Annotated in this window: 17 protein-coding genes and 1 pseudogene; 2 read left to right on the top strand and 16 right to left on the bottom strand. The window is 71.4% G+C overall.

Translation table 11 applies throughout. The features are described 5' to 3' along the window. Window positions 1-5 precede the first annotated feature (5 nt). The 12 genes from ACWDZ7_RS04470 to ACWDZ7_RS04525 form a co-directional block, all read right to left on the bottom strand. A complete protein-coding gene (locus ACWDZ7_RS04470) occupies window positions 6-692 on the bottom strand; it encodes an EboA domain-containing protein (RefSeq protein WP_451794711.1) in 687 nt (228 codons plus the stop codon). Continuing rightward, window positions 689-1,762 carry a sugar phosphate isomerase/epimerase family protein gene (locus ACWDZ7_RS04475; protein WP_451794713.1) on the bottom strand — a complete coding sequence of 358 codons (1,074 nt, stop codon included), beginning with the start codon at window positions 1,760-1,762 and terminating at the stop codon, window positions 689-691. The genes ACWDZ7_RS04470 and ACWDZ7_RS04475 overlap by 4 nt, the downstream gene beginning before the upstream one ends. Further along, window positions 1,759-2,922: an SCO3242 family prenyltransferase gene (locus ACWDZ7_RS04480; protein ID WP_451794714.1), complete on the bottom strand. Its 1,164-nt coding sequence runs from the start codon at window positions 2,920-2,922 to the stop codon at window positions 1,759-1,761. The genes ACWDZ7_RS04475 and ACWDZ7_RS04480 overlap by 4 nt, the downstream gene beginning before the upstream one ends. After that, complete coding sequence (locus ACWDZ7_RS04485; protein WP_451794792.1) at window positions 2,919-4,202, bottom strand: inositol-3-phosphate synthase; 1,284 nt, start codon at window positions 4,200-4,202, stop codon at window positions 2,919-2,921. Before ACWDZ7_RS04485 ends, ACWDZ7_RS04480 begins: the two co-directional genes overlap by 4 nt. Window positions 4,203-4,393: 191 nt before the next feature. After that, window positions 4,394-5,824, bottom strand: coding sequence for a ThuA domain-containing protein (locus tag ACWDZ7_RS04490; RefSeq protein ID WP_451794716.1), 1,431 nt, complete (start codon window positions 5,822-5,824; stop codon window positions 4,394-4,396). Window positions 5,825-5,843: 19 nt separating this feature from the next. After that, window positions 5,844-8,330, bottom strand: coding sequence for a PQQ-dependent sugar dehydrogenase (locus ACWDZ7_RS04495; protein ID WP_451794717.1), 2,487 nt, complete (start codon window positions 8,328-8,330; stop codon window positions 5,844-5,846). A 186-nt stretch (window positions 8,331-8,516) separates the two neighbouring features. Beyond that, window positions 8,517-9,521 carry a sugar phosphate isomerase/epimerase family protein gene (locus tag ACWDZ7_RS04500; protein WP_451794719.1) on the bottom strand — a complete coding sequence of 335 codons (1,005 nt, stop codon included), beginning with the start codon at window positions 9,519-9,521 and terminating at the stop codon, window positions 8,517-8,519. Between the two features lie 11 nt (window positions 9,522-9,532). Then, window positions 9,533-10,741, bottom strand: coding sequence for a Gfo/Idh/MocA family protein (locus ACWDZ7_RS04505; protein ID WP_451794720.1), 1,209 nt, complete (start codon window positions 10,739-10,741; stop codon window positions 9,533-9,535). Window positions 10,742-10,789: 48 nt separating this feature from the next. Continuing rightward, on the bottom strand, window positions 10,790-11,830 hold the full coding sequence (locus ACWDZ7_RS04510; RefSeq protein WP_451794722.1) for a substrate-binding domain-containing protein: 1,041 nt from the start codon (window positions 11,828-11,830) through the stop codon (window positions 10,790-10,792). A 15-nt stretch (window positions 11,831-11,845) separates the two neighbouring features. Next, on the bottom strand, window positions 11,846-12,865 hold the full coding sequence (locus tag ACWDZ7_RS04515) for an ABC transporter permease (RefSeq protein ID WP_451794723.1): 1,020 nt from the start codon (window positions 12,863-12,865) through the stop codon (window positions 11,846-11,848). After that, window positions 12,862-14,379 carry a sugar ABC transporter ATP-binding protein gene (locus tag ACWDZ7_RS04520; protein WP_451794724.1) on the bottom strand — a complete coding sequence of 506 codons (1,518 nt, stop codon included), beginning with the start codon at window positions 14,377-14,379 and terminating at the stop codon, window positions 12,862-12,864. Before ACWDZ7_RS04520 ends, ACWDZ7_RS04515 begins: the two co-directional genes overlap by 4 nt. Window positions 14,380-14,472: 93 nt before the next feature. After that, window positions 14,473-15,654, bottom strand: a complete 1,182-nt coding sequence (locus tag ACWDZ7_RS04525) for an ROK family protein (RefSeq protein WP_451794725.1) — start codon at window positions 15,652-15,654, stop codon at window positions 14,473-14,475. 295 nt (window positions 15,655-15,949) lie between these two features. Between ACWDZ7_RS04525 and ACWDZ7_RS04530 the strand changes: the two genes are divergently transcribed. Continuing rightward, entirely contained in the window at window positions 15,950-16,378 is a 429-nt protein-coding gene (locus ACWDZ7_RS04530) for a PaaI family thioesterase (protein WP_451794726.1), read from the top strand. Here the strand turns inward: ACWDZ7_RS04530 and ACWDZ7_RS04535 are convergent, their stop codons facing one another. The 4 genes from ACWDZ7_RS04535 to ACWDZ7_RS04550 all read right to left on the bottom strand — a co-directional run bounded on the left by ACWDZ7_RS04535 (window position 16,379) and on the right by ACWDZ7_RS04550 (window position 19,692). Further along, window positions 16,379-17,056: a GntR family transcriptional regulator gene (locus ACWDZ7_RS04535; RefSeq protein ID WP_451794727.1), complete on the bottom strand. Its 678-nt coding sequence runs from the start codon at window positions 17,054-17,056 to the stop codon at window positions 16,379-16,381. It lies immediately after the preceding gene. A 110-nt stretch (window positions 17,057-17,166) separates the two neighbouring features. Further along, entirely contained in the window at window positions 17,167-18,114 is a 948-nt protein-coding gene (locus ACWDZ7_RS04540; protein ID WP_451794729.1) for a beta-ketoacyl-ACP synthase III, read from the bottom strand. A gap of 122 nt (window positions 18,115-18,236) precedes the next feature. Then, window positions 18,237-18,389 carry an MFS transporter small subunit gene (locus ACWDZ7_RS04545; protein WP_451794731.1) on the bottom strand — a complete coding sequence of 51 codons (153 nt, stop codon included), beginning with the start codon at window positions 18,387-18,389 and terminating at the stop codon, window positions 18,237-18,239. Beyond that, window positions 18,358-19,692, bottom strand: a complete 1,335-nt coding sequence (locus ACWDZ7_RS04550; RefSeq protein WP_451794733.1) for an OFA family MFS transporter — start codon at window positions 19,690-19,692, stop codon at window positions 18,358-18,360. Before ACWDZ7_RS04550 ends, ACWDZ7_RS04545 begins: the two co-directional genes overlap by 32 nt. A 204-nt stretch (window positions 19,693-19,896) precedes the next feature. Here ACWDZ7_RS04550 and ACWDZ7_RS04555 point away from each other — a divergent pair. Next, window positions 19,897-20,004, top strand: a pseudogene (locus ACWDZ7_RS04555) (ketopantoate reductase family protein); the annotation flags it as partial. Between the last annotated feature and the right edge of the window lie 118 nt (window positions 20,005-20,122).

Consider the following 20,122-nt stretch of genomic DNA (forward strand, 5'->3'; position numbering starts at 1 on the left):
GACTCCTACTCCTCGCCGGTCGAAGGGGCCGCGGGGCCCGAGGGAGCCTTGGGAGGCGAGATGGCCCCCGGGTCGGTCAGGGCCAGGACGCGATGCAGGTCGCCGGGGACGGCGCGGCCCGCCGCGGTGCGTTCGCCGGCGTAGTCGCCGAGCATGCGGGCGAGTTCGCCGTCGCCTCGGGCACGCCTCGGCAGGTCGGCGACAGCGTCCACGGGGACGCCGGTGAACAGGCACTTGAGGACGGCGTGACGCCAGTCGTGCGGCGTGAGGTGCGCGGCGGCGTACGGGCCGACGGCCGCGGCGACGAGGCGGGTGTCGTTGGTGCGCAGGGCGTCTTCGACCAGCGGCAGCGCCTCCGGGCCCGGCACCAGATGCGGCAGGGCGTGCAGGACGGCGCGGCGCTCGGGGGCGGTGCCCTGGGCGTAGACACGGCTGAGGGTGGCCGGGTCCGCGGCTGCCGCGTGCAGGAGCAGGACGCGGGCGGCATCGGCGTGGTCGGGGCCGCAGCGGCGCCCTGCCTCCGCGATCCTCAACTCCCATGTGGGGGTCGTCCCTTGCGTCCGCTGCTGCTCCCGTCGCTCGGCGTGGGCCGCGGCCTCGGCTGTGGCCTGGTCGAGCCAGGCACGGGCGGCTCCGCCGAGCTCGGCCTCGAGACGGGCACGGAGGGCGGCGATGCCGGGGGTGTCGGTCACGGTGTTCCTCCCTTGGCGGCGGGGGCGGGAGCGGTGACGGGGGCGGGCCCGGAGGCGGGACCCATCGGGGTCAGGGCCACCCCGCCGGTTGCGGCGGCTGCGGCGGACGCGGTAGATGCCGTAGATGCGGCGCTCCCGGCGGCTACCGCGGCCTTGCGGAGGAAGCCGATCGACTGTGCGGCGAGTTGGGGGCCCGCGTGGGAGTGGCGGGGCAGTTCGACGACGGTCAGCCCTTGGTAACCGGTGGCGGCCAGCGCTTCGAGGACGGGCGGGAAGTCGATCTCCCCGTCCCCGAAGGGCAGGTGCTCGTGGACGCCGCGCCGCATGTCCTCGATCTGGACGTGCCGCAGCCAGGGGGCGGCGGCGCGCACGCAGTCGGCCGGAGGGAGCGGTTCGAGGCACTGGCAGTGGCCGATGTCGAGGGTGAGGCCGAGGAGTTCGGGAGCGGGATCACCCAGCTCCCGGCGCAGACGGTGGAAGTCGGCGAGCGACGAGAGGAGGTGACCGGGCTCGGGTTCGACGGCGAGCGGGACGCCGGCGCCGGACGCGGCGTCGAGGACGGGGCCGAGGGCGTCGGCGAACCGCTTCCAGGCGATGTCATCGGGGGTGCCCTCCGGGAGGACACCGCTGAAGCAGTGCGCGGCGTGGGCGCCTAGGTCGGCGGCGACGTGGACGGCGCGGACCAGCAGGCGGGCGCGGTCGGCCCGCCGGTGCGGATCTGGATCGAGGAGGGAGGGGCCGTGCTTACGGCGCGGGTCGAGGACATAGCGGGCGCCGGTCTCGACAGTGGCGGTCAGGCCGAGGCGGTCGAGCCTGCGGGCCACGTGGCGGGTGCGGGTGACGAGATCGGGGGCGAGGGGGTCGAGGTGCATGTGGTCGAGGGTCAGGCCGACGCCGGAGTAGCCGAGGTCGGCGAGGAGACCGAGGGCGTCGTCGAGACGGAGGTCGGTGAGGCCGTTGGTGCCGTAGCCAAAACGGAGGGTGTCGATCGGGTGTCCGGTGGGGCGTCTGGTCGGGGCTCCGGTAAGGCATCCGGTCGGGCGCGGGTCCTCAGGGGTGGTGCCGCTCATGTGACGCTCACCTTCCGTGCGAACTTACGGGCGGCCGGGGCGAGGGCGGCGGTCAACAGAGCGGTTCCCGCTGCGCCCGCCCGGGCGGCGAGCGCTGCCTGCAACGGGATCATGGCGCGGATACCGCCGCCGACTGCGCGTTGGGTGAGGGGAGGTGAGGGGTTGAGAGCGGCGTGGAGAAGGGGCTTGGCGGCGGTCCCGACATAGGCGAGAGCGAGGGCGCCGCGCAGGGCCTGGCGGGCGGCAACGGCAGAGGGCAGGGCCCGGGTCCCGGACTCCGTCGCGCCCGACCGCCGTCCGGACCTGACGCCCGCACCAGGTCCACCGGCGCCCCCACCATCGGCCCCACTGTCCGCACCAACCCCACTAACCAGAGCCACCCCAGCAGCCACTCCAGCCACTTCAGAAACCACGCCAGCAGTCGCACCACCAGCACCACCCGAACCGTCAGGACCACCTACACCACCAGGACCATCGGGACCACCTGCACCACCAAGGCCACCAGGACCACCAGGCGCACTCGCACCACGGGTGCCCGATCCCCCGCCCACAAGCCGTGCCAGCAGCGTCACCCCCGCGAGCGCCGCCAAGGGGGTCGCCGAGGAGCCGCCCTGCGCTTCGTGGCGGGAGACTGCGGTGACGGCCAGGGTGTGGGTGGCGAGGGTGGCGGCGGACGGCAGGGCCTGTTTGGCGAGAGGGGCGGCGCCCGGGCCCGCCGTGGCGGTCGCGCCGAGGAGCAGGTCGAGGCCTCGTGCCGCGGCCATGGCTGCGGGGCCCGCGGGGGTGTGTTTCAGGCGCAGGTCGTAGGCCCACACCGTGCCTGCCAGGGTGGCTGCCACCACCAGGGCGGGACGGCCGGCGCGGGAGGCGAGGATCAGGCCCGTCGCGGTGAGGGCGGCCGCTGCCGCGAGGGCCGCGGGTGGGGCGATGCGGCCCGAGGGCAGGGGGCGCTCGGGACGTTCGACGGCGTCCTCGGCTCGGTCGGCCCAGTCGTTGAGGGCCATGCCCGCTTCGTACAGGCAGAGGGAGGAGGTGATGGCGAGGAGGGTGCGGCGGTTGGGGCGCAGGCCGGTCGTGGCCGCCCCGGCGAGCGCGTCGCCGGGGACGGTGAACAGGGCGGGGACGCGCAGCAGTTCGGCCCAGTCGCGCGCCGCGCTCACCGGGGATCCCGCAGCCGGTCGGCGAGGCCGAGCAGGGCTCGGTACTGGTCCCCCAGTGCGGCGGCGGCGCCGTCGTCCGGGTCCTTGAAGTAGAAGGCGAGTTCCGGCAGGGGGCCGGAGAGGCCGCGTTCGTGGGCTCGGGAGGTCAGGCGTGCCAGGTCGAGGATCAAGGGGGCAGCGAGGGAGGAGTCGCAGCCCTGCCAGGTGGTCTGCAGGACCATGCGGGTGCCGAGGAAGCCGTCGAAGGCGATGTGGTCCCAGGCCGTCTTCCAGTCGCCGAGGGAGGGGACGTCGTCGATGTGGACCTCGCCCTCGGGGGCGGTGCCGAGGGTGTCGGCGAGGACGCGCTCCTTGCCGGCGTTCTTGGCCGCCGCGGCGGCGGGGTCGGCGAGGGCCGCGCCGTCACCGCCGCCCAGGAGGTTGGTGCCGGACCAGGCCCGTACGGCGAGCGCCCGCTGGGCGAACATAGGGCCGAGCACCGAGCGCAGAAGGGTCTGGCCGGTCTTGCCGTCCCGGCCCGCGTAGGGGAGCCCGGAGGCGAGCGCCGCCTCGGCGAGGTGGGGATGGTGCAGGCCCGTCGAGGGGGTGAAGTTCACGTAGGGGCACCCGGCCCGCAGCGCCGCCGCGGCGTAGAGGGAACTGGCGGGCATCCGAGCGGGGTCCCCCGAGGCGACGCCGCCCCGCGCCACAACGGGCGGCCTCGCTGAAGCCACACCAGGGCCCGCCCAGCTCCCCGAAGCAGCCCCCACCGAAGCCGCCCGCTCACCAGCCGAAGCCCTGTCGCCACCCGGGGCGTCCCAGTCCCCCACCCCACCACTCCCCCGAACCGGCTCCGTCGAGGCGACGTTCACCACCACCGCGCCGGTAAGGCCCCGGCGGCGCACGAAGTCGCGTAGGTCGGCGGCGAAGGCGGCGATGAGCTGCTCGTCGGTGCGGGTGTCGCCCGGTAGGGGGCCGCCCGGGCGGATCTCGGCGTCCGCCGCGGCGAGTTCGGCGTGGACCGCCGAGGGGAGGCCGTGGGGGAGGACGCCCCCGGCGGCGAGTTCCTCTGCCCGTTTGGGCAGGGGGCAGTTCGCGGTGTCGTGGCCACCGAAGACGAGCGACGACAACGTTGGCAGGCCGCAGTCGGTGAAGGGGGGCGTCTCGGTGACCATGCCGGTGGGCGGTCGCAGTCCGGCCGCCACGGCCGCGCACCCCGCGACGGCGGTGGTCGCGACGGAACCTCGCGCGCCGACCAGCCAGACCCCGACAGAGGAATTGGAGAACTCGGAATTGGAGATCTCGGTTGTGGAAAGCGGCGATGTGGAAAGCAGGGATGTGGAAAGCGCGGATGTGGACACGGCTGCCTCCTGCGTGACTCAGGAAATCAAGCTCATGAAATCAAAGCTCAAGAATCAAGGCTCAAGAAACGTGGGTGCGAGTGCGGTGCGAGACGGCGGGCGGAGGTCCGGCGTCCTCCGCCCGCCGCCGTCTAACGGCCCCCGCCCGGACGAGACGTCGCGGACGAGGGAGAGCCCCCTCCGGGCGAGTCACCCACCCCAGGCAGATCCCTCACCCGGATGTCCCGGAAGGAGACCTCATCGGCGTCGCCGTGGTTCTGGATGCCGATGTGCCCTTGGCGCAGGCTCCGCGCCGGGTCGGTGTTGGTGAAATCGTTGATCTTCACGCCGTTGAGACAGACGCGAAGGCGTTCGCCCTCGACGCGGATCTCGTACGTGTTCCACTCCCCCGGTGGGTTCAGCGCCTTGTCGCGCTTCTTCAGGTCGGCGGACTTGAAGCCGTAGACGGAGCCCGTGGTCTTCTCGGGGATGTCCGTGGCGTCGATCTGGATCTCGTAGCCCTTGTTCACGGCCGACCAGGGGTCGTCGGAGGCGGGGAAGCCCACGAAGATCCCGGAGTTGTCGTCGCCGCGCATCCGCCAGTCGAGTTTGAGCGAGTACGAGCCGAGTTCGCGCCGCTCGTACCAGAGCATGCCCATGCCGCCGACGGTCGTGAGCGTCCCGTCGTCCTCGTTGAGGGAGAAGGAGCCCGGGCCTGCCTGTTTCCAGTCCGCGAGCGAGGCCGCCTTGCCGTCGAAGACCGGCGTGTAGCCCTTCTCGGGGCGGCAGTCGGCCTGGGCCGCGCCGACGGCCCAGCGGATACCGCCCAGCAGGTGCTGCCGGAAGGCGGGTTCGGCGTATGACTCCTTGGTGTGGCCGCCGCCGGTGTAGAAGGACCGGCCGCCCTGGTAGTCGCTCTGGCACCAGGCGATGGGGTGGTCGCCCGACATCGTGCCGCCCGTGTACGACGACTCGTCGAGCGAGGCCAGGACGCGCGCCCGCTCGCGCGGGTTGGTGCGGTAGTTGTACCACTCGTCGGAGCGCTCCCAGGCCCCGGCGCCCAGGTGGGACGTCGCCGGGTGCGCGTGGTCCTCCACATGGACCCGCGCCCGCTGTATCGCGGGGTGCGACTGGAAGTACGCGCCCGCGAGCCCGCCGTAGAAGGGCCAGTCGTACTCGGTGTCGGCGGCGGCGTGCACGCCGACATAGGCGCCGCCGCCCCGGATGTAGTCCTCGAAGGCCCGCTGCTGCGCGGCGTTCAGGGCGTCGCCGGTGGTCGAGAGCCAGACGACGGCGTCGTACCGGCGCAGGTTCTTGGCCGTGAAGGCCCCCGCGTCCTCGGTCGCGTCGACGGTGAAGCCGGCGTCGGCGCCGAGTTCCTTGACGGTCGCGACCCCGGTGGGGATCGAGTCGTGCCGGAAGCCCGCCGTCTTGGAGAAGACCAGGACGCGCCCGGCATCCTCGCCCAGGGCCGGTACCGGTACCGGCCCTGGGCCCGGCTCCGAGGCCGCCGGACCCGACACGCATCCGATGAGCAGAGCGGCCGCCGCCGTGGCGGTCAGGAGCCGCGCTCGACTGCGCATTGCGGTCACATCCCCTCCCTCACCGGTGTGCGGCCGACGTCGTGAACGTGAAGTCGTCCACGTCGTAGAGCGCTCCCGCGCCCTTGCCCTTGAAGACCAGATACAGCGTCGTGGTCTTCGACGGCGCCCGCGTGATGGCCGTGCTGACGTCCTTGTACGTCTCCCACGAGCCGGTCGGTTCCACCTTCGCCGTGCCGAGCAGCCTGCCGCCGGCCGATCCGCTGCGGATTTCCAGGGTGCCGCCGGATCCGGCGGATGCGACCCGCGCGGTCAGCTTGGTGGCGTTGGAGAGGATGTACGGCTTGAAGGAGATCCAGTCGCCGTTGTGGATGTCGCCGACGGTCTTGCCGCCGTGCGCCGGGGTGTGGTTGATCACGGACACGCCCTTGGAGTCGCCGTAGTGCTCGCCCTGGCGGTGCTTGGGCTGGACGACGTTCTGGTCGTGGGTGGTCAGCGCGGGCTGGCCGTTCGCGCCCTTGTCGGTGTACTCGGCGTCGAAGACCCCAAAGATGTTGGCGTTCGGGTCGTGCTCGCCGTCCGCCGACGTCTGGATGGTGCCGGAGCAGCCGTTGGCCGAGGTGACCGGGTGGCCGTGGCTGTCATGGCCGAGGATGTGGGTGACCTTGACCTTCGTGCAGTCGATCGGGCCGGTGGCGCCGTCCTCCGGGTCGGTCACCTTCACCTTGAAGGGCACCTTGTCGCCGAAGGTGAACAGCTGCCCGTCACCGGGGAGCTCCAGGGTGACCTTGGGCGCGGTGTTGCCGACGGTGATGTGCGCGCTGGCGGAACCGGTGCGGCCGGTGGAGTCCTTGACGGTCACGGTCGCCGTGTAGACGCCGTTCTTCTTGTACGTGTAGGTGGGGTTCTGCTGGGTGGACTTGCCGCCGTCGCCGAAGTCCCAGGAGTAGGTGAGCGTTCCGCCGTCGGCGTCCGTGGCCTTCGCGGTGAACCTGGTGCGCAGCGGGGCCTGGCCGCTGGTCACCGACGCGCTCGCCTCGGCGACCGGGGAGTGTCCTGTCGTGGCGTTCTCGATGCGGAAGAGGCCGGAGTTCTCGTCGCCGCCGAACCAGGCCGTGCCGTAGTCCAGGACGTAGAGCGCGCCGTCGGGGCCGAACTCCATGTCCATCACCTGGGTACCCGTCCAGGGGAAGGGGTTGATGGACTGCACGGCGCCGTCCGCGCCGTGCTCGATGCGCTTGATCCAGCGTCGGCCGAACTCGCCCGCGAAGAAGTCGCCGTCGTACGCCTCGGGGAACTTCACGGGGGAGGTGTTCGCCGCGTCGTAGCGGTAGACGGGCCCCGCCATCGGGGACTCGGAGCCGGAGCCGAACTCGGGGACGGAGCCGCCGTCGTACGGAATCCAGGCCTCCTCAGCAGGCGGCAGGTCGGTCAGTCCGGTGTTGTACGGCGAGTCGTTCTTCGGCGCCGCGCAGTCGAAGGCCGCACCCGAGGCGCCGGTGGCGAAGTCGTAGTCGACGTAGGCGTCGTTCTTGCCGGTGCAGTACGGCCAGCCGAAGTTGCCCGGCTTGGTCACGCGGGCGAACTCGACCTGTCCCGCGGGGCCGCGCTTGGGGTCGGCGGCGCCCGCGTCGGGTCCGTAGTCACCGACGTAGACGGTGCCGGTCGGCTTGTCGACGCTCATCCGGAAGGGGTTGCGGAAGCCCATCGCGTAGATCTCGGGGCGGGTCTTCTCGGTGCCCTTGGCAAAGAGGTTGCCGTCCGGGACGGTGTACGAGCCGTCGTCGGCGACCTTGACGCGCAGGATCTTGCCGCGCAGGTCGTTGGTGTTGCCCGCGCCGCGCCGGGCGTCGTAGGCGGGGTTGCGGCCCGCGCGCTCGTCGATGGGCGTGAAGCCGTCGGAGGCGAAGGGGTTGGAGTCGTCGCCTGTCGAGAGGTAGAGGTTGCCGTCCTTGTCGAAGTCGATGTCGCCGCCGACGTGGCAGCAGATGCCGCGGCTCGCGGGGACGTCGAGGACCTTCTTCTCGCTCGCGGTGTCCAGGGTGCCGTCGGCCTTGAGGACGAAGCGGGAGAGCCGGTTGACGCCGTCGAACTTCTTGAAGTCCTCGGCCGTGCCGTTCTCCGGGGCGTCGCCCGCGGGGGTGTCGAGCGGGGGCGCGTAGTAGAGGAAGATGGCGCGGTTCTCGCTGAACTTCGGGTCGATGGCGACGCCTTGGAGGCCCTCTTCGTCGTGCGTGTATACGGGGATCTTGCCCGCGATTTTGGTGTTGCCCGCGGAGTCCGTCAGCCGCAGCGTACCGTCGCGGGAGGTGTGCAGGACCGAGCGGTCGGGGAGCACGGAGAGCGTCATGGGCTCGCCCACCTCCGGCTCGCCCTTGGCGAGGGTGACCTGCTGGAAGTCCTCGGCGGCGGGGACGGCCGTCGAGGGCGGGTCGGCGGGAACGGCCCCGGCCTGCGGTATGGCGAGGGCCAGCGAGGCACCGGCGAGCAGCGTGCCGGTGAGCAGGGCGAGGGCTTTGTTCCGCAGTCTCGGGCGTTTCCTGTGCACGGGGTTCCTCCGGAGGGGACGGTCGTACGCGGGTGTGTGCGCCGTGCGCCGGGGTGCGCCGTCACCCCGGACCTTCATGTCCTGTACACATCAGGGACGGTAGCCACGTTTGTCCCGGGCGGATAGCCCTTACGCGGCACTGAAGTTCAGCTTTCTCCCGTCACTGGACAAACGTGGTGGGTACGGCTAATCCGAGCCGCCGAACGCGGCGTCGAACGAGGCGGTCGGCGCCTCGAAGTCGTACGCCTTCAAACGTGTGAGGGCCTCCGGGGCGCCCTGGAGCCGGTCCATGCCGGCGTCCTCCCACTCCACCGAGATCGGACCCTCGTACGCGATGGAACCGAGCATGCGGAAGACGTCCTCCCAGGGGACGTCCCCGTGGCCCGCCGAGACGAAGTCCCAGCCGCGCCGCGGGTCGCCCCACGGCAGGTGCGAGCCGAGCCGGCCGTTGCGGCCGTCCAGGCGGCGCCGGGCCTCCTTGCAGTCGACGTGGTAGACGCGGTCCCGGAAGTCGTAGAGGAAACCGACCGGGTCGAGGTCCTGCCACACGAAGTGCGAGGGGTCGAAGTTCAGGCCGAAGGCGGGGCGGTGGCCGACGGCTTCGAGCGCCTTGTGCGTGGTCCAGTAGTCGTACGCGATCTCGGACGGATGCACCTCGTGGGCGAAGCGCACGCCCTGCGCGTCGAAGACGTCGAGGATCGGGTTCCAGCGCTCGGCGAAGTCCTCGTAACCGCGCTCGATCATGGATGCGGGGACCGGCGGGAACATCGCGACCAGGTGCCAGATCGCCGAGCCGGTGAAGCCGACGACGGTGTCGACGCCGAAGGCGGCGGCGGCCCGCGCGGTGTCCTTGATCTCTGCGGCGGCCCGCTGCCGCACGCCCTCCCCCTCGCCGTCGCCCCAGATGCGGGCGGGCAGGATCGCCCGGTGCCGCTCGTCGATGATCGCGTCGCAGACGGCCTGGCCGACGAGGTGGTTGGAGATCGCCCAGCAGTTGAGGCCGTACTTGTCGAGCAGGGCGCGCCGCCCGTCCAGGTAGGTGGGGTCGGTGAGCGCCCTGTCGACCTCGAAGTGGTCCCCCCAGCAGGCGAGTTCGAGGCCGTCGTAGCCGAAGTCGCGGGCGAGCCGGCAGACCTCTTCGAGTGGCAGGTCGGCCCACTGGCCGGTGAAGAGCGTGAACCTACGGGGCATGAAGGGCCTCCTCAGGCAGGGACCGGCGTGTAGACGGAGTTCTTCGCGGCGCTCTCCTCCACGGCGGCGAGCACCCGCTGGACGCTGAGGCCGTCGGTGAAGGACGGCTCGGGGGGCGTCCCGGTGGCGATGGCATGCAGTAGGTCACGGGCCTGGTGTACGAACGTGTGCTCGTAGCCGAGGCCGTGGCCCGGCGGCCACCAGGCGTCCAGGTACGGGTGTTCGGGTTCGGTCACCAGGATGCGGCGGAAGCCGGACGACGCGGCGGGCTCGGTGTGGTCGTGGAAGGAGAGTTCGTTCAGACGCTCCAGGTCGAAGGCCAACGAGCCGTCGGAGCCGTTGAGTTCGACCCGCAGCGCGTTCTTGCGGCCCGCGGCGAAGCGGGTGGCCTCGAAGGAGGCCAGCGCGCCGGAGGGGAAGCGGCCGGTGAAGACGGCCGCGTCGTCCACCGTGACCGTGCCGCGCCGCGCGCCGCCCACCGCGGTGAGCCCGCTGGAGGCGCCCTCCAGGAGCGGCCGTTCACGGACGAAGGTCTCGGTGAGCGCAGACACCCCGGCCACCTGCTCCCCCGTCAGATAGTGCGCGAGGTCGACGATGTGCGCCCCCAGATCACCGAGCGCACCGGAGCCCGCGCGCTCCTTGAGGAGCCGCCAGGTGAGCGGGAAGTCGGCGTTCACCAGCCAGTCCTGAAGGTACGTCAGGCGCACGTGCCGCAGCGCTCCGAGCCGCCCCTCGGCGACCATCCGCCGGGCCAGGGCGAGGGCGGGCACCCGCCGGTAGTTGAAGCCGACCATGGCCACCTGGCCCCGGGCGCGGGCCCGTTCGGCGGCCTCGGCCATGGCCTCGGCCTCCTCGACGGTGTTGGCGAGGGGTTTCTCGCACAGCACGTGCTTGCCCGCCTCCAGGGCGGCGACGGCGATCTCCGCGTGGCTGTCGCCGGGGGTGCAGATGTCGACGAGGTCGACGTCGTCCCGGGCGATCAGGGCGCGCCAGTCGGTCTCGGCGGCGGCCCAGCCGAGCCGGTCGGCGGCGGCGCGCACGGCACCGCCGTCGCGGCCGCAGACGGCCGAGAGCACCGGCCGCACGGGCAGGTCGAAGACCCGCCCCACGGTGCGCCAGCCCTGGGAGTGGGCGGCGCCCATGAAGGCGTAGCCGACCATGCCCACCCCCAGCGGCCGCTTCCCGGCCGCTCCGGAGTCGGACGGTTCCGTCTCACGCATGCGGTGCTCCTCGTCGTCGACGCTCGGTGGGGGGTGCGGACGCGCGCATCACTTGAAGCCGGTGGACATGTACTGGCTGACGTTGTCCTTGTCGACCACGGCCGAGTAGCAGGTGACGAAGGACGGGATCTCGAACTCCGCCATGCCGCTGACGCCCTTGCCCTGTCCGAGGGCGCGCGCCAGGTCGATCGCGGACGCGGCCATGGTGGGCGGGTAGAGGACGGTGGCCTTCAGGACGCTGTCGTCCGCGTCGATGGCCTGGAAGGCGGAGAGCGCGCCCGCGCCGCCGACCATCAGGAAGTCGTCGCGGCCCGCCTGCTTGATGGCGCGCAGGGCGCCCACGCCCTGGTCGTCGTCGTGGTTCCACAGGGCGTCGAAGTTCTTCTGCGCCTGGAGGAGCTGGGACATCTTCGACTGCCCCGACTCGACGGTGAACTCGGCGGCCTGGCGGGCGACCTTCTTGATGTCCGGGTAGTTCTTGAGGGCGTCGTCGAAGCCCTTCGAGCGCTGCTTGGTCAGTTCGAGGTTGTCGAGACCGGCCAGCTCGACCACGCGCGCGTTCTTCTTGTCCTTGAGCTTCTCGCCGATGTAGTGGCCGGCGCTCAGGCCCATGCCGTAGTTGTCGCCGCCGATCCAGCAGCGGTAGGCCTGCGGGGAGGCGAAGACACGGTCGAGGTTGACGACGGGGATGCCCGCCTTCATCGCCTTCAGACCGACCTGGGTGAGCGCCTTGCCGTCGGCCGGCAGGATCACCAGGACGTCGACCTTCTTGTTGATGAGCGTCTCGACCTGGCCGATCTGGGCGGCGGTGTCGTTGGAGCCCTCGGTGGACTCCAGGGTGACGTCGGAGTACTTCTCCGCCCGCTTCTTGGCGTTGTCGTTGATGGCGTTCAGCCAGCCGTGGTCGGCCTGGGGGCCCGCGAAGCCAATGGTGACCTTCTTGCCCGGCTTGTCGTCGGCGACCTGCTGCTCCTTCTCCTCGGTCCCCTCGTTCTCGGGCTCGTTGCTGGTGCAGCCCGCGAGCAGCGCTCCGGACGACAGGGCGGCGGCTCCGAAGAGGAGCCCTCTGCGGCTCGTGTTGGTTGGCATGGTGAACCCCTCGACTCAGGATGTGTGGGCCGTACGTCGTTGGACGAGCACCGCGGCGACGATGATCGCGCCCTTGGCGATCTGCTGGGTCGCGGTCTCCAGGTTGTTGAGCGCGAAGATGTTCTGGATCGTGGTGAAGATCAGCACGCCGAGCACCGAGCCGATGATGGTGCCCCGGCCGCCGCTGAGCAGCGTGCCGCCGATGATCGCCGCGGCGATGGCGTCGAGTTCGTACAGATTGCCGTTGGTGTTCTGTCCCGAACCGGCGAGGACGATCAGCAGGAACGCCGCGATGCCGCAGCACAGCCCGGAGAGCAGATACAGATACAGCCGCTGCCTGCGTACGTCGATGCCCGCGAGGCGCGCCGCTTCCGCGTTGCCGCCGACCGCGACGGAGCGGCGGCCGAAGGTGGTGCGGTTCAGCAGCAGCCAGCCGACGACGGTGACGGCGGCGAAGACCAGGACGAGCGGCGGGATGCCGAAGACGTAGGAGTCCCGCAAGCCGAGTTCCAGCACCCCGTCGACGGTGACCATCTGGGTCTTGCCGTCGGTGATCTGGAGGGCGAGGCCGCGGCCGGACGCCAGCATGGCGAGGGTGGCGATGAACGGCACTATGCCGCCGTACGCGATGAGCAGCCCGTTGACCAGGCCGCACCCCATGCCGACGATCACGGCGGTGAAGAGGATGCCCGCGAAGCCGTACTCCTGGGTGGCGACCGTCGTCGCCCACACCGAGGCAAGCGCGACGATCGCGCCGACGGACAGGTCGATGCCGCCGGAGATGATCACGAACGTCATGCCGACGGTGACGACGCCGATGACGGAGGCCTGGGTGAGGATCAGCTGGACGTTGTCGGTGTCCAGGAACGAGTCGGGCTGGGTGATGCCGCCGATGACGACCAGCGCGGCCAGCACGCCGAGCAGCGAGAGCGTGCGCACGTCGGCGCGGGCCAGCCTGGTGCGCCACGGGCTGCCGTCGTCGGCCGGGCCGGTCTTGCGGGCGGCGGCCTCGGCCGCCGGGGCGGGCTGGGTCATGACGCCGGGCTCCCTTCGAGGACGAGGTCGAGTACGCGGTGTTCGTCGAGGTCACGGGCGGGGGCGGTGTGCACGACGCGGCCTTCGCGGAGCACCAGGACGCGGTCGGCGAGGCCGAGGACCTCGGGCACCTCGCTGGAGACGAGGAGCACGGCGAGGCCTTCGTCGGCGAGGCGGCGGATCACCGCGTACAGCTCGGCGCGGGCGCCGACGTCGACGCCGCGGGTCGGCTCGTCGAGCAGCAGGACGCGGCAGCCGCGCAGGAGCCAGCGGGCCAGGACGGCCTTCTGCTGGTTGCCTCCGGAGAGGGTGCGGACGGGGGCGGAGGGTTCGTCGGGGCGCAGCGACAGTTCGCGGGTGGCGGCTCGCGCGGCGGCCCGCTCGGCGCCCCGGTCGAGCCAGCCGCCGCGTGAGAAACGGGACATGGAGGAGACCGACACATTGCGGGTGACGGACTCCAGCATGAGCAGTGCCTGAGCCTTGCGTTCCTCGGGTGCGAGGCCGAGGCCCGCGCGGACGGCGGCGCGGACACTTCCGGGACGCAACGCCCGTCCACCGACGCTCACTTCGCCGGCGCTCGGCTTGCGGGCGCCGTAGATCGTCTCCAGGATCTCGGAGCGCCCCGATCCGACGAGCCCGGCGAGGCCGACGATCTCACCGGGGCGCAGGTCGAGGTCGAGGGGTTCGAACTCGCCGTTCTGGGTGAGGCCACGGACGGACAACACCGGTTGCGCGTCGGCCTGTTCGTCGGACCGCTCCGGAAAGACGTACTCGACGTTGCGACCGGTCATAAGGGCCACCACGTCCTTGGTCGGCGTGGACTTGGCCGGCAGTCCGCCCGCGACGGCACGCCCGTCCTTGAGGACGGTGACGCGGTCGCCGATGCGGCGGATCTCTTCGAGGCGGTGCGAGATGTAGACGACGGCGACGCCGTCCGCGGTGAGGTCGCCGACGATGCGGAAGAGGTTGTCGACCTCGTCCGGGTCGAGGGCCGCGGACGGCTCGTCCATGACGATGAGGCGTACCTCGTGGGAGAGCGCGCGGGCCATCGACACGATCTGCTGCTGGGCGGCGGAGAGGTCACCGACGAGCCGTCCGGGACCGATCTCCCCATGCCCAAGGCGCTTGAGCAGAGCGGCCGTTGACGTCCTCGCGTCCCGTCCGCGTACGACGAATCCGGCGGTGGTCGGCTCGTGCCCGAGGTGGACGTTCTCGGCGACGGAGAGGTGCTCCACCAGGTCGAGCTCCTGGTAGATGGTGGCGATGCCGAGCCGCATGGCCGCGATGGGCGAGCGGAGCGTGGTGCGCTCGCCGCGCCAGACGATCTCGCCGTCGTCGGGCTGGTGGGCGCCCGCGAGGACCTTGATGAGCGTGGACTTCCCGGCGCCGTTCTGGCCGAGGAGGCAGTGCACTTCCCCGGCCTGGACCTGGAGGTCGACGCCGTCGAGGGCACGGACGCCGGGGAACGACTTGGTGATGCCGGACATGGTGAGCAGCGGTGGTTCTGGTGCCATGACGGTTCCCCTAGGGGGGTGCGTACGTGCCGGTCTCGGGGCAGGGCAGGGCAGAGCTGTGCGCTGTGCAAGTGTGGTGTTCGGGGAGCGGTGTTACGCCGGTGAGAACAGGTGGTCGCTTATGAGCCGGGCGCCGCCTATGACACCGGCGGTGGGGCCCAGTTCGCCGAGGACTATGGGGAGATTGCCGGTGGCCAGCGGCAGGGACTGGCGGTAGACCTGGGTGCGGATCGCGGCGAGCAGGGTGTGGCCGAGTCCGGTCACACCGCCGCCTATCACCACGAGGCCGGGGTTGAAGAAGCTGACGAGGGCCGCGATAACCTGGCCGGTGCGGTTGCCGCCCTCGCGGATGAGGTCGAGCGCGGTGGCGTCACCCGCCGCGGCGGCCGCCGCGACGTCGACGGCGCTGAGCCGCCCCGCCTCGTCGAGCCGCGTGGCGAGCTCCGCCGAACGCCCCTGGGCGGCCGCCTCCTCGGCGTCGCGGGCGAGCGCCGCGCCGCTGAAGTAGGCCTCCAGGCAGCCCCGGTTGCCGCAGGCGCAGGGGCGCCCGTCCGGTTCCGCCTGGATGTGGCCGATGTCGCCGGCGCTGCCCGTCGTACCGCGGTAGACCTCGCCGCCGACGACGATGCCGCACCCTATGCCGGTGCCGATCTTGACGCAGAGGAAGTCGCCCACGGAGCGTGCGACGCCCGCGTGCTGCTCCCCCATCGCCATGAGGTTCACGTCGTTGTCGACCATGACGGGGCAGCCCAGCTCCTGGCTGAGGGCCTCCCTGACGGGGAAGCCGTCCCACCCCGGCATGATCGGCGGGGCGACCGGCACGCCCTCGGGGAAACGGACGGGCCCGGGGACGCCTATACCGGCGCCGTCGAAACCTTCCGCGAGCCCGGACGCACTCAACTTGGCCGCCATGACGAGGACTTGCTCGAAGACCGCGACCGGGCCCTCGCGCACGTCCATGGGCTGGTTGATGTGGCCGAGGACCTCAAGCTCGGCGTTGGTCACAGCGACGTCGACCGAGGTGGCGCCGATGTCCACGCCGAGGAAGCGCAGCGCCGGGGCGAGCCGGATGTTGTGCGAGCGGCGGCCGCCGCGCGAGGCGGCGAGTCCGTCGGCGACCACGAGTCCGGTCTCCAGGAGCCGGTCGACCTCGACGGCCAGCTTGGACCGCGAGAGGTCGACCTGATCGCCCAGCTGAGCACGGGAGTTGGGCCCGCCGTCACGCAACAGCCGTAGCAGCCGCGCCTGGTGTGCGTTGGCGGGTCGAGCCGTCATACGTCTCACGCGCCCCTCCCCGCCTCATCGGGCTGCCCATTGCCGCGTTGCCCTCGGCGCCGACGTACGTGCCTCTGGGCTTCCTTCAAGCTTTCGAGGGGAACGTAGCAGCGCGTGCCGGAGGTGGGAAGAAGTTGCACCGGAATTGCCCATGACTTTCTCCAGTCACAGGACAAAGGACTGGAGGGGCTGAAAGGTCACCACTGCCGTCGGTTTACCTGTGAGGTAATCGACGCCTCCAGGGGCCGTGTCGCACGATGGTGGTCCGCCACGGCCCCCAGTGGAAGGTCACCCCATGTCGGACACCCTGCCCGAGAACGATCTGCGCGCCCAACTGCTCGCCGCCGTACCCTTCGCCGGGCATCTCGGCATCGCCTTCGAGGAGGCGGGGCCCGACCGGGTGGAGGGCACCCTGCCGTGGTCGCCGGAGCTGTGCACGGCGGGCGGCGTGCTGCACGGCGGAGCGGTGATGACCCTCGCGGACACGGTCGGCGCGGTCTGCGCGTACCTCAACCTGCCGGACGGCGCGGCCACGTCGACGATCGAGTCCAAGACCAACTTCCTGCGGGCCCTGCGCTCAGGGACGGCCCGCGCCGTGGCCCGCCCGCTGCACATCGGCGGCTCCTTCATCGTCGTACAGACCGAGGTGTACGACGATCAAGGGCGGCTGACGGGACAGACCACGCAGACGCAGGCGGTGCTCGGCGCGAGGAACGAGCGGTGATCAGGCCCGCTCGCGCCGGTGGTATGTCTGCCGCGTGTGCTCGGTGTGGGCGCGCATGATCTCCGTGGCGCGCCGCTCGTCGCGCCCGGCGATCGCGGCGATCAGCTCGCGGTGCTCCAGCCAGGACTGACTGCCGCGCTGACGGGCCACCGGCGTGTAGTACCAGCGGACCCTGCGGTCCACCTGCCCGGCCAGCTCGGCGAGGACCACATTGCCCGCCAGCTCCATCACCTTGGCGTGGAAGGCGGCGTTGAGGGCGACCACCTGGTCGATGTCGCCGTCCTCGACGGCCTGTTCGCCCCGGGTGCACAGCTCGTCGAGGGCGGTGATGCCGGCGGTGCCGGTGTTCGCGGCGGCGAGGCGGGCGGCCTCGGCCTCCAACAGGGTGCGGACCGCGAGCAGTTGGTCCGCCTCCTCCTCGGTCGGCTCGTGCACGAACGCGCCCTGGGCCGGCCGCAGGTCGACCCAGCCCTCGGTGTTGAGCCGCTGCAGCGCCTCGCGCACCGGCTGCCGCGAGACCCCGAGGTGCCCGGCCAGTTCGCTCTCGACGAGGTGCTGGCCCGGCCGCAGCGAGCGGGTCGTGATGAGTTCGAGCAGCGCCTCGTAGACCCGCTCTCTGAGCGGCCCGGGGCGTTCGAGCCTGGGCACCGCCCCCTGCGGCAGTCCTGTGGACAACATCGCGGTCCCCTCCTCGACGATTGCCTTTTGTCTACAGTCTACGAGCTGCCGAGGCGGGCAATAGGGCGAGTTGAGCCGATCACACCACGAGGAGTGGCCCGTTCACGCGTTCACGGGCAGCGCACGACCTGCCCGGCGTACGACAGGTTCCCGCCGAAGCCGAACAGCAGGACCGGGTCGCCGGAGCGCAGCTCTCCGCGCTCCACCAGCTTGGAAAGGGCCATCGGGATGCTCCCCGCCGAGGTGTTCCCGGAGTCGACGACGTCGCGCGCGACGACGGCGTTCACCGCGCCGATGCGCTCCGCGAGCGGCTCGATGATGCGGAGGTTGGCCTGGTGCAGGACGAGCCCGGCGAGGTCGGCCGGGGTGAGCCCGGCGCGCTCGCAGGCCGCGCGGGCCAGCGGCGGCAGCTGGGTGGTCGCCCAGCGGTAGACGCTCTGCCCCTCCTGGGCGAAGCGCGGCGGGGTGCCCTCGATACGGACGGCGTTGCCCATCTCGGGCACCGAGCCCCACAGCACCGGGCCGATGCCGGGCTCCTCGCCGGGCGCGCACGCCTCGACGACGGCGGCGCCCGCGCCGTCGCCGGTCAGCACGCAGGTGGTGCGGTCCGTCCAGTCGGTGACCTCGGACATCTTGTCGGCGCCGATGACCAGGGCGCGGGTGGCGGCCCCGGCCCGTACGGTGTGGTCGGCGGTGGCGAGCGCGTGCGTGAAGCCCGCGCACACGACGTTGATGTCCATCGCGGACGGCGAGGGGATGCCGAGCCGGGCCGCGACCCGGGCGGCCATGTTCGGCGACCGGTCGATGGCCGTGGAGGTGGCGACCAGGACCAGGTCGATCGCGTCGGGGGTCAGCCCCGCCGCCGCCAGAGCCTTGCCGCCGGCGTGCGCGGCCAGCTCGTCGACCGGCTCCTCGGGCCCCGCGATGTGACGGGTGCGGATGCCCGCTCGGGACCGGATCCACTCGTCGCTGGTGTCGACCATGTCCGCCAGGGCCTCGTTGGTGAGGATCTTGGCGGGCTGATAGTGGCCGACAGCGGCGATGCGCGAGCCGTGCATATACGGGTCCCCCTTGTTGCGGAAGATGCGGGACCCTCCAGTCTGGTCAGCGACTCACCGGTAACAGGACACGTGAAGCGACAGGAAAGGCGCGTCTGCTTTGGATGCTTCTCATGATCCGGTCACCCTCTGAAGAGCTGTGTGACCTTGTGTACGAGTTCATACAGACCGTAACCGAGTGGTAACCCCACCCAGAGCCAGGCGAACACGGTGAGTGCGCGTCGGTGACCCGGCACGCGGCGGTTACTTGGCGGTGTGCTCGGCGGGCTGGTCATCGCCGGCCTCCCTCGGGGCGGGGATGTGGTGGCGGGGGTGGACGGGGCGTACCAGCTCGTTGGCGACGAAGCCGAGGAGCAGCAGCCCGATCATGATCGCGAAGGAGAGGCCGTAGAGCCCCGGTCCGTGCCTGCCCGCCTCCTCCTGGTGGTCGGCCACCCGGTTCACGATGAGCGGGCCGAGGACGCCCGCCGTGGACCAGGCGGTGAGCAGCCTGCCGTGGATGGCACCGACCTGGTAGGTGCCGAAGAGGTCCTTGAGATAGGCGGGGACGGTCGCGAAGCCGCCTCCGTAGAAGGAGAGGATCACCAGCGCGCAGACGATGAACAGCGGCTTCGAGGTGTCCCCGAAGCGGGCGATGAGCAGATACATGAGCGCGCCCGCGCCGAGATAGACGCGGTAGACGTTCTTGCGGCCGATCAGGTCGGAGGCCGAGGACCAGCCGATGCGCCCGGCCATGTTGGCGGCCGAGAGCAGGGCGACGAAACCGGCCGCGGCGGAGACCGAGACGGGTGTCGCGGTGCCGGCGAAGAAGTCCGTGATCATCGGGGCGGCCTTCTCCAGGATGCCGATGCCCGCGGTCACGTTCATGCACAGGACGACCCACAGGCACCAGAACTGCGGGGTGCGGACGGCCTGCCGCGCCGACACCTGCGGCCCGTCGAGCGTGCCGGGCGCGCCGGGCCTGCGGGCGCCCTCCGTACGGGGTACGCGGATCAGGAGCACGCCGAGCGTCATGAAGACGGCGTATGTGAGGCCGTGCACGAGGAAGGCGAGCGCGATGCCGTCCGAGTCGGCGCCGAAGGAGTCCAGCATCCGCGCGGACCAGGGCGAGGCGATGAGCGCGCCGCCGCCGAAGCCCATGATCGCGATGCCGGTGGCCATGCCCGGACGGTCGGGGAACCATTTGATGAGGGTGGAGACGGGCGAGATGTAGCCGATGCCGAGGCCGATCCCGCCGACGAAGCCGTAGCCGAAGACGATCAGCCAGTACTGGCGGGTCGCTGCGCCGAGCGCGGCGAGCAGGAAGCCCGAGGAGAAGCAGACCAGGGCCACGGTCATCGCCCAGCGCGGGCCGTTGCGCTCGACGAGCGTGCCGCCGAAGGCGGCGGACAGGCCGAGCATGACGATGCCGAGCTGGAAGGGCAGCGCGCTCTGGGTGCCGCTGAGGTGCAGGGCGGATTCGAGGGGCGGCTTGAAGACGCTCCAGGCGTACGCCTGGCCGATGGACAGGTGCACCGACAGGGCCGCGGGCGGCACGAGCCAGCGACTCCAGCCGGGGGGTGCGACGGGGGGCCTCATGATCCCGAACGCTAGGAAGCGGGCGGCGACTTGGGAAGGGGGCGCACGGTACCGGCCGATGTCCGGTTCTCGTCCGCGTGAACCCTTGCCCGCCCAACTTCGATACTGTAGACAATATTCAGTCGACACTTCGCTTCTCCTCGGATCCCTCGCTCCTCGGATCCCTCGCTCCTCGGATCCCTCGACCGAATGGAGCGCCCCACCGTGAAAGTCGCAGTCCTCGGTGCCGGTGCGATCGGCGCCTACGTCGGAGCCGCGCTGCACCGCGCGGACGCCGACGTCCATCTCGTCGCCCGTGGACCGCAGCTGGCGGTGGCGGACATCACCGCTGTCCCCGTGCCCACGCTCCGTACCGTCCACGCCATCTCGGACCTGCTCGCGTCGAGGACCGTGGCCGGACGGAACGGCTCGTCCCGGGAGTCCCGGACCA

Source organism: Streptomyces sp. NPDC003032 (genome assembly GCF_053591415.1).

What these genes read in the sequence shown, in the direction of transcription:
- ACWDZ7_RS04510 (WP_451794722.1), bottom strand. Translation starts at nt 11,830, where the DNA reads ATGCCAACCAACACGAGCCGCAGAGGGCTCCTCTTCGGAGCCGCCGCC.
- ACWDZ7_RS04550 (WP_451794733.1), bottom strand. Translation starts at nt 19,692, where the DNA reads ATGAGGCCCCCCGTCGCACCCCCCGGCTGGAGTCGCTGGCTCGTGCCG.
- ACWDZ7_RS04515 (WP_451794723.1), bottom strand. Translation starts at nt 12,865, where the DNA reads ATGACCCAGCCCGCCCCGGCGGCCGAGGCCGCCGCCCGCAAGACCGGC.
- ACWDZ7_RS04505 (WP_451794720.1), bottom strand. Translation starts at nt 10,741, where the DNA reads ATGCGTGAGACGGAACCGTCCGACTCCGGAGCGGCCGGGAAGCGGCCG.
- ACWDZ7_RS04535 (WP_451794727.1), bottom strand. Translation starts at nt 17,056, where the DNA reads ATGTTGTCCACAGGACTGCCGCAGGGGGCGGTGCCCAGGCTCGAACGC.
- ACWDZ7_RS04540 (WP_451794729.1), bottom strand. Translation starts at nt 18,114, where the DNA reads ATGCACGGCTCGCGCATCGCCGCTGTCGGCCACTATCAGCCCGCCAAG.
- ACWDZ7_RS04500 (WP_451794719.1), bottom strand. Translation starts at nt 9,521, where the DNA reads ATGCCCCGTAGGTTCACGCTCTTCACCGGCCAGTGGGCCGACCTGCCA.
- ACWDZ7_RS04525 (WP_451794725.1), bottom strand. Translation starts at nt 15,654, where the DNA reads ATGACGGCTCGACCCGCCAACGCACACCAGGCGCGGCTGCTACGGCTG.
- ACWDZ7_RS04545 (WP_451794731.1), bottom strand. Translation starts at nt 18,389, where the DNA reads ATGACCAGCCCGCCGAGCACACCGCCAAGTAACCGCCGCGTGCCGGGT.
- ACWDZ7_RS04475 (WP_451794713.1), bottom strand. Translation starts at nt 1,762, where the DNA reads ATGAGCGGCACCACCCCTGAGGACCCGCGCCCGACCGGATGCCTTACC.
- ACWDZ7_RS04520 (WP_451794724.1), bottom strand. Translation starts at nt 14,379, where the DNA reads ATGGCACCAGAACCACCGCTGCTCACCATGTCCGGCATCACCAAGTCG.
- ACWDZ7_RS04490 (WP_451794716.1), bottom strand. Translation starts at nt 5,824, where the DNA reads ATGCGCAGTCGAGCGCGGCTCCTGACCGCCACGGCGGCGGCCGCTCTG.
- ACWDZ7_RS04530 (WP_451794726.1), top strand. Translation starts at nt 15,950, where the DNA reads ATGTCGGACACCCTGCCCGAGAACGATCTGCGCGCCCAACTGCTCGCC.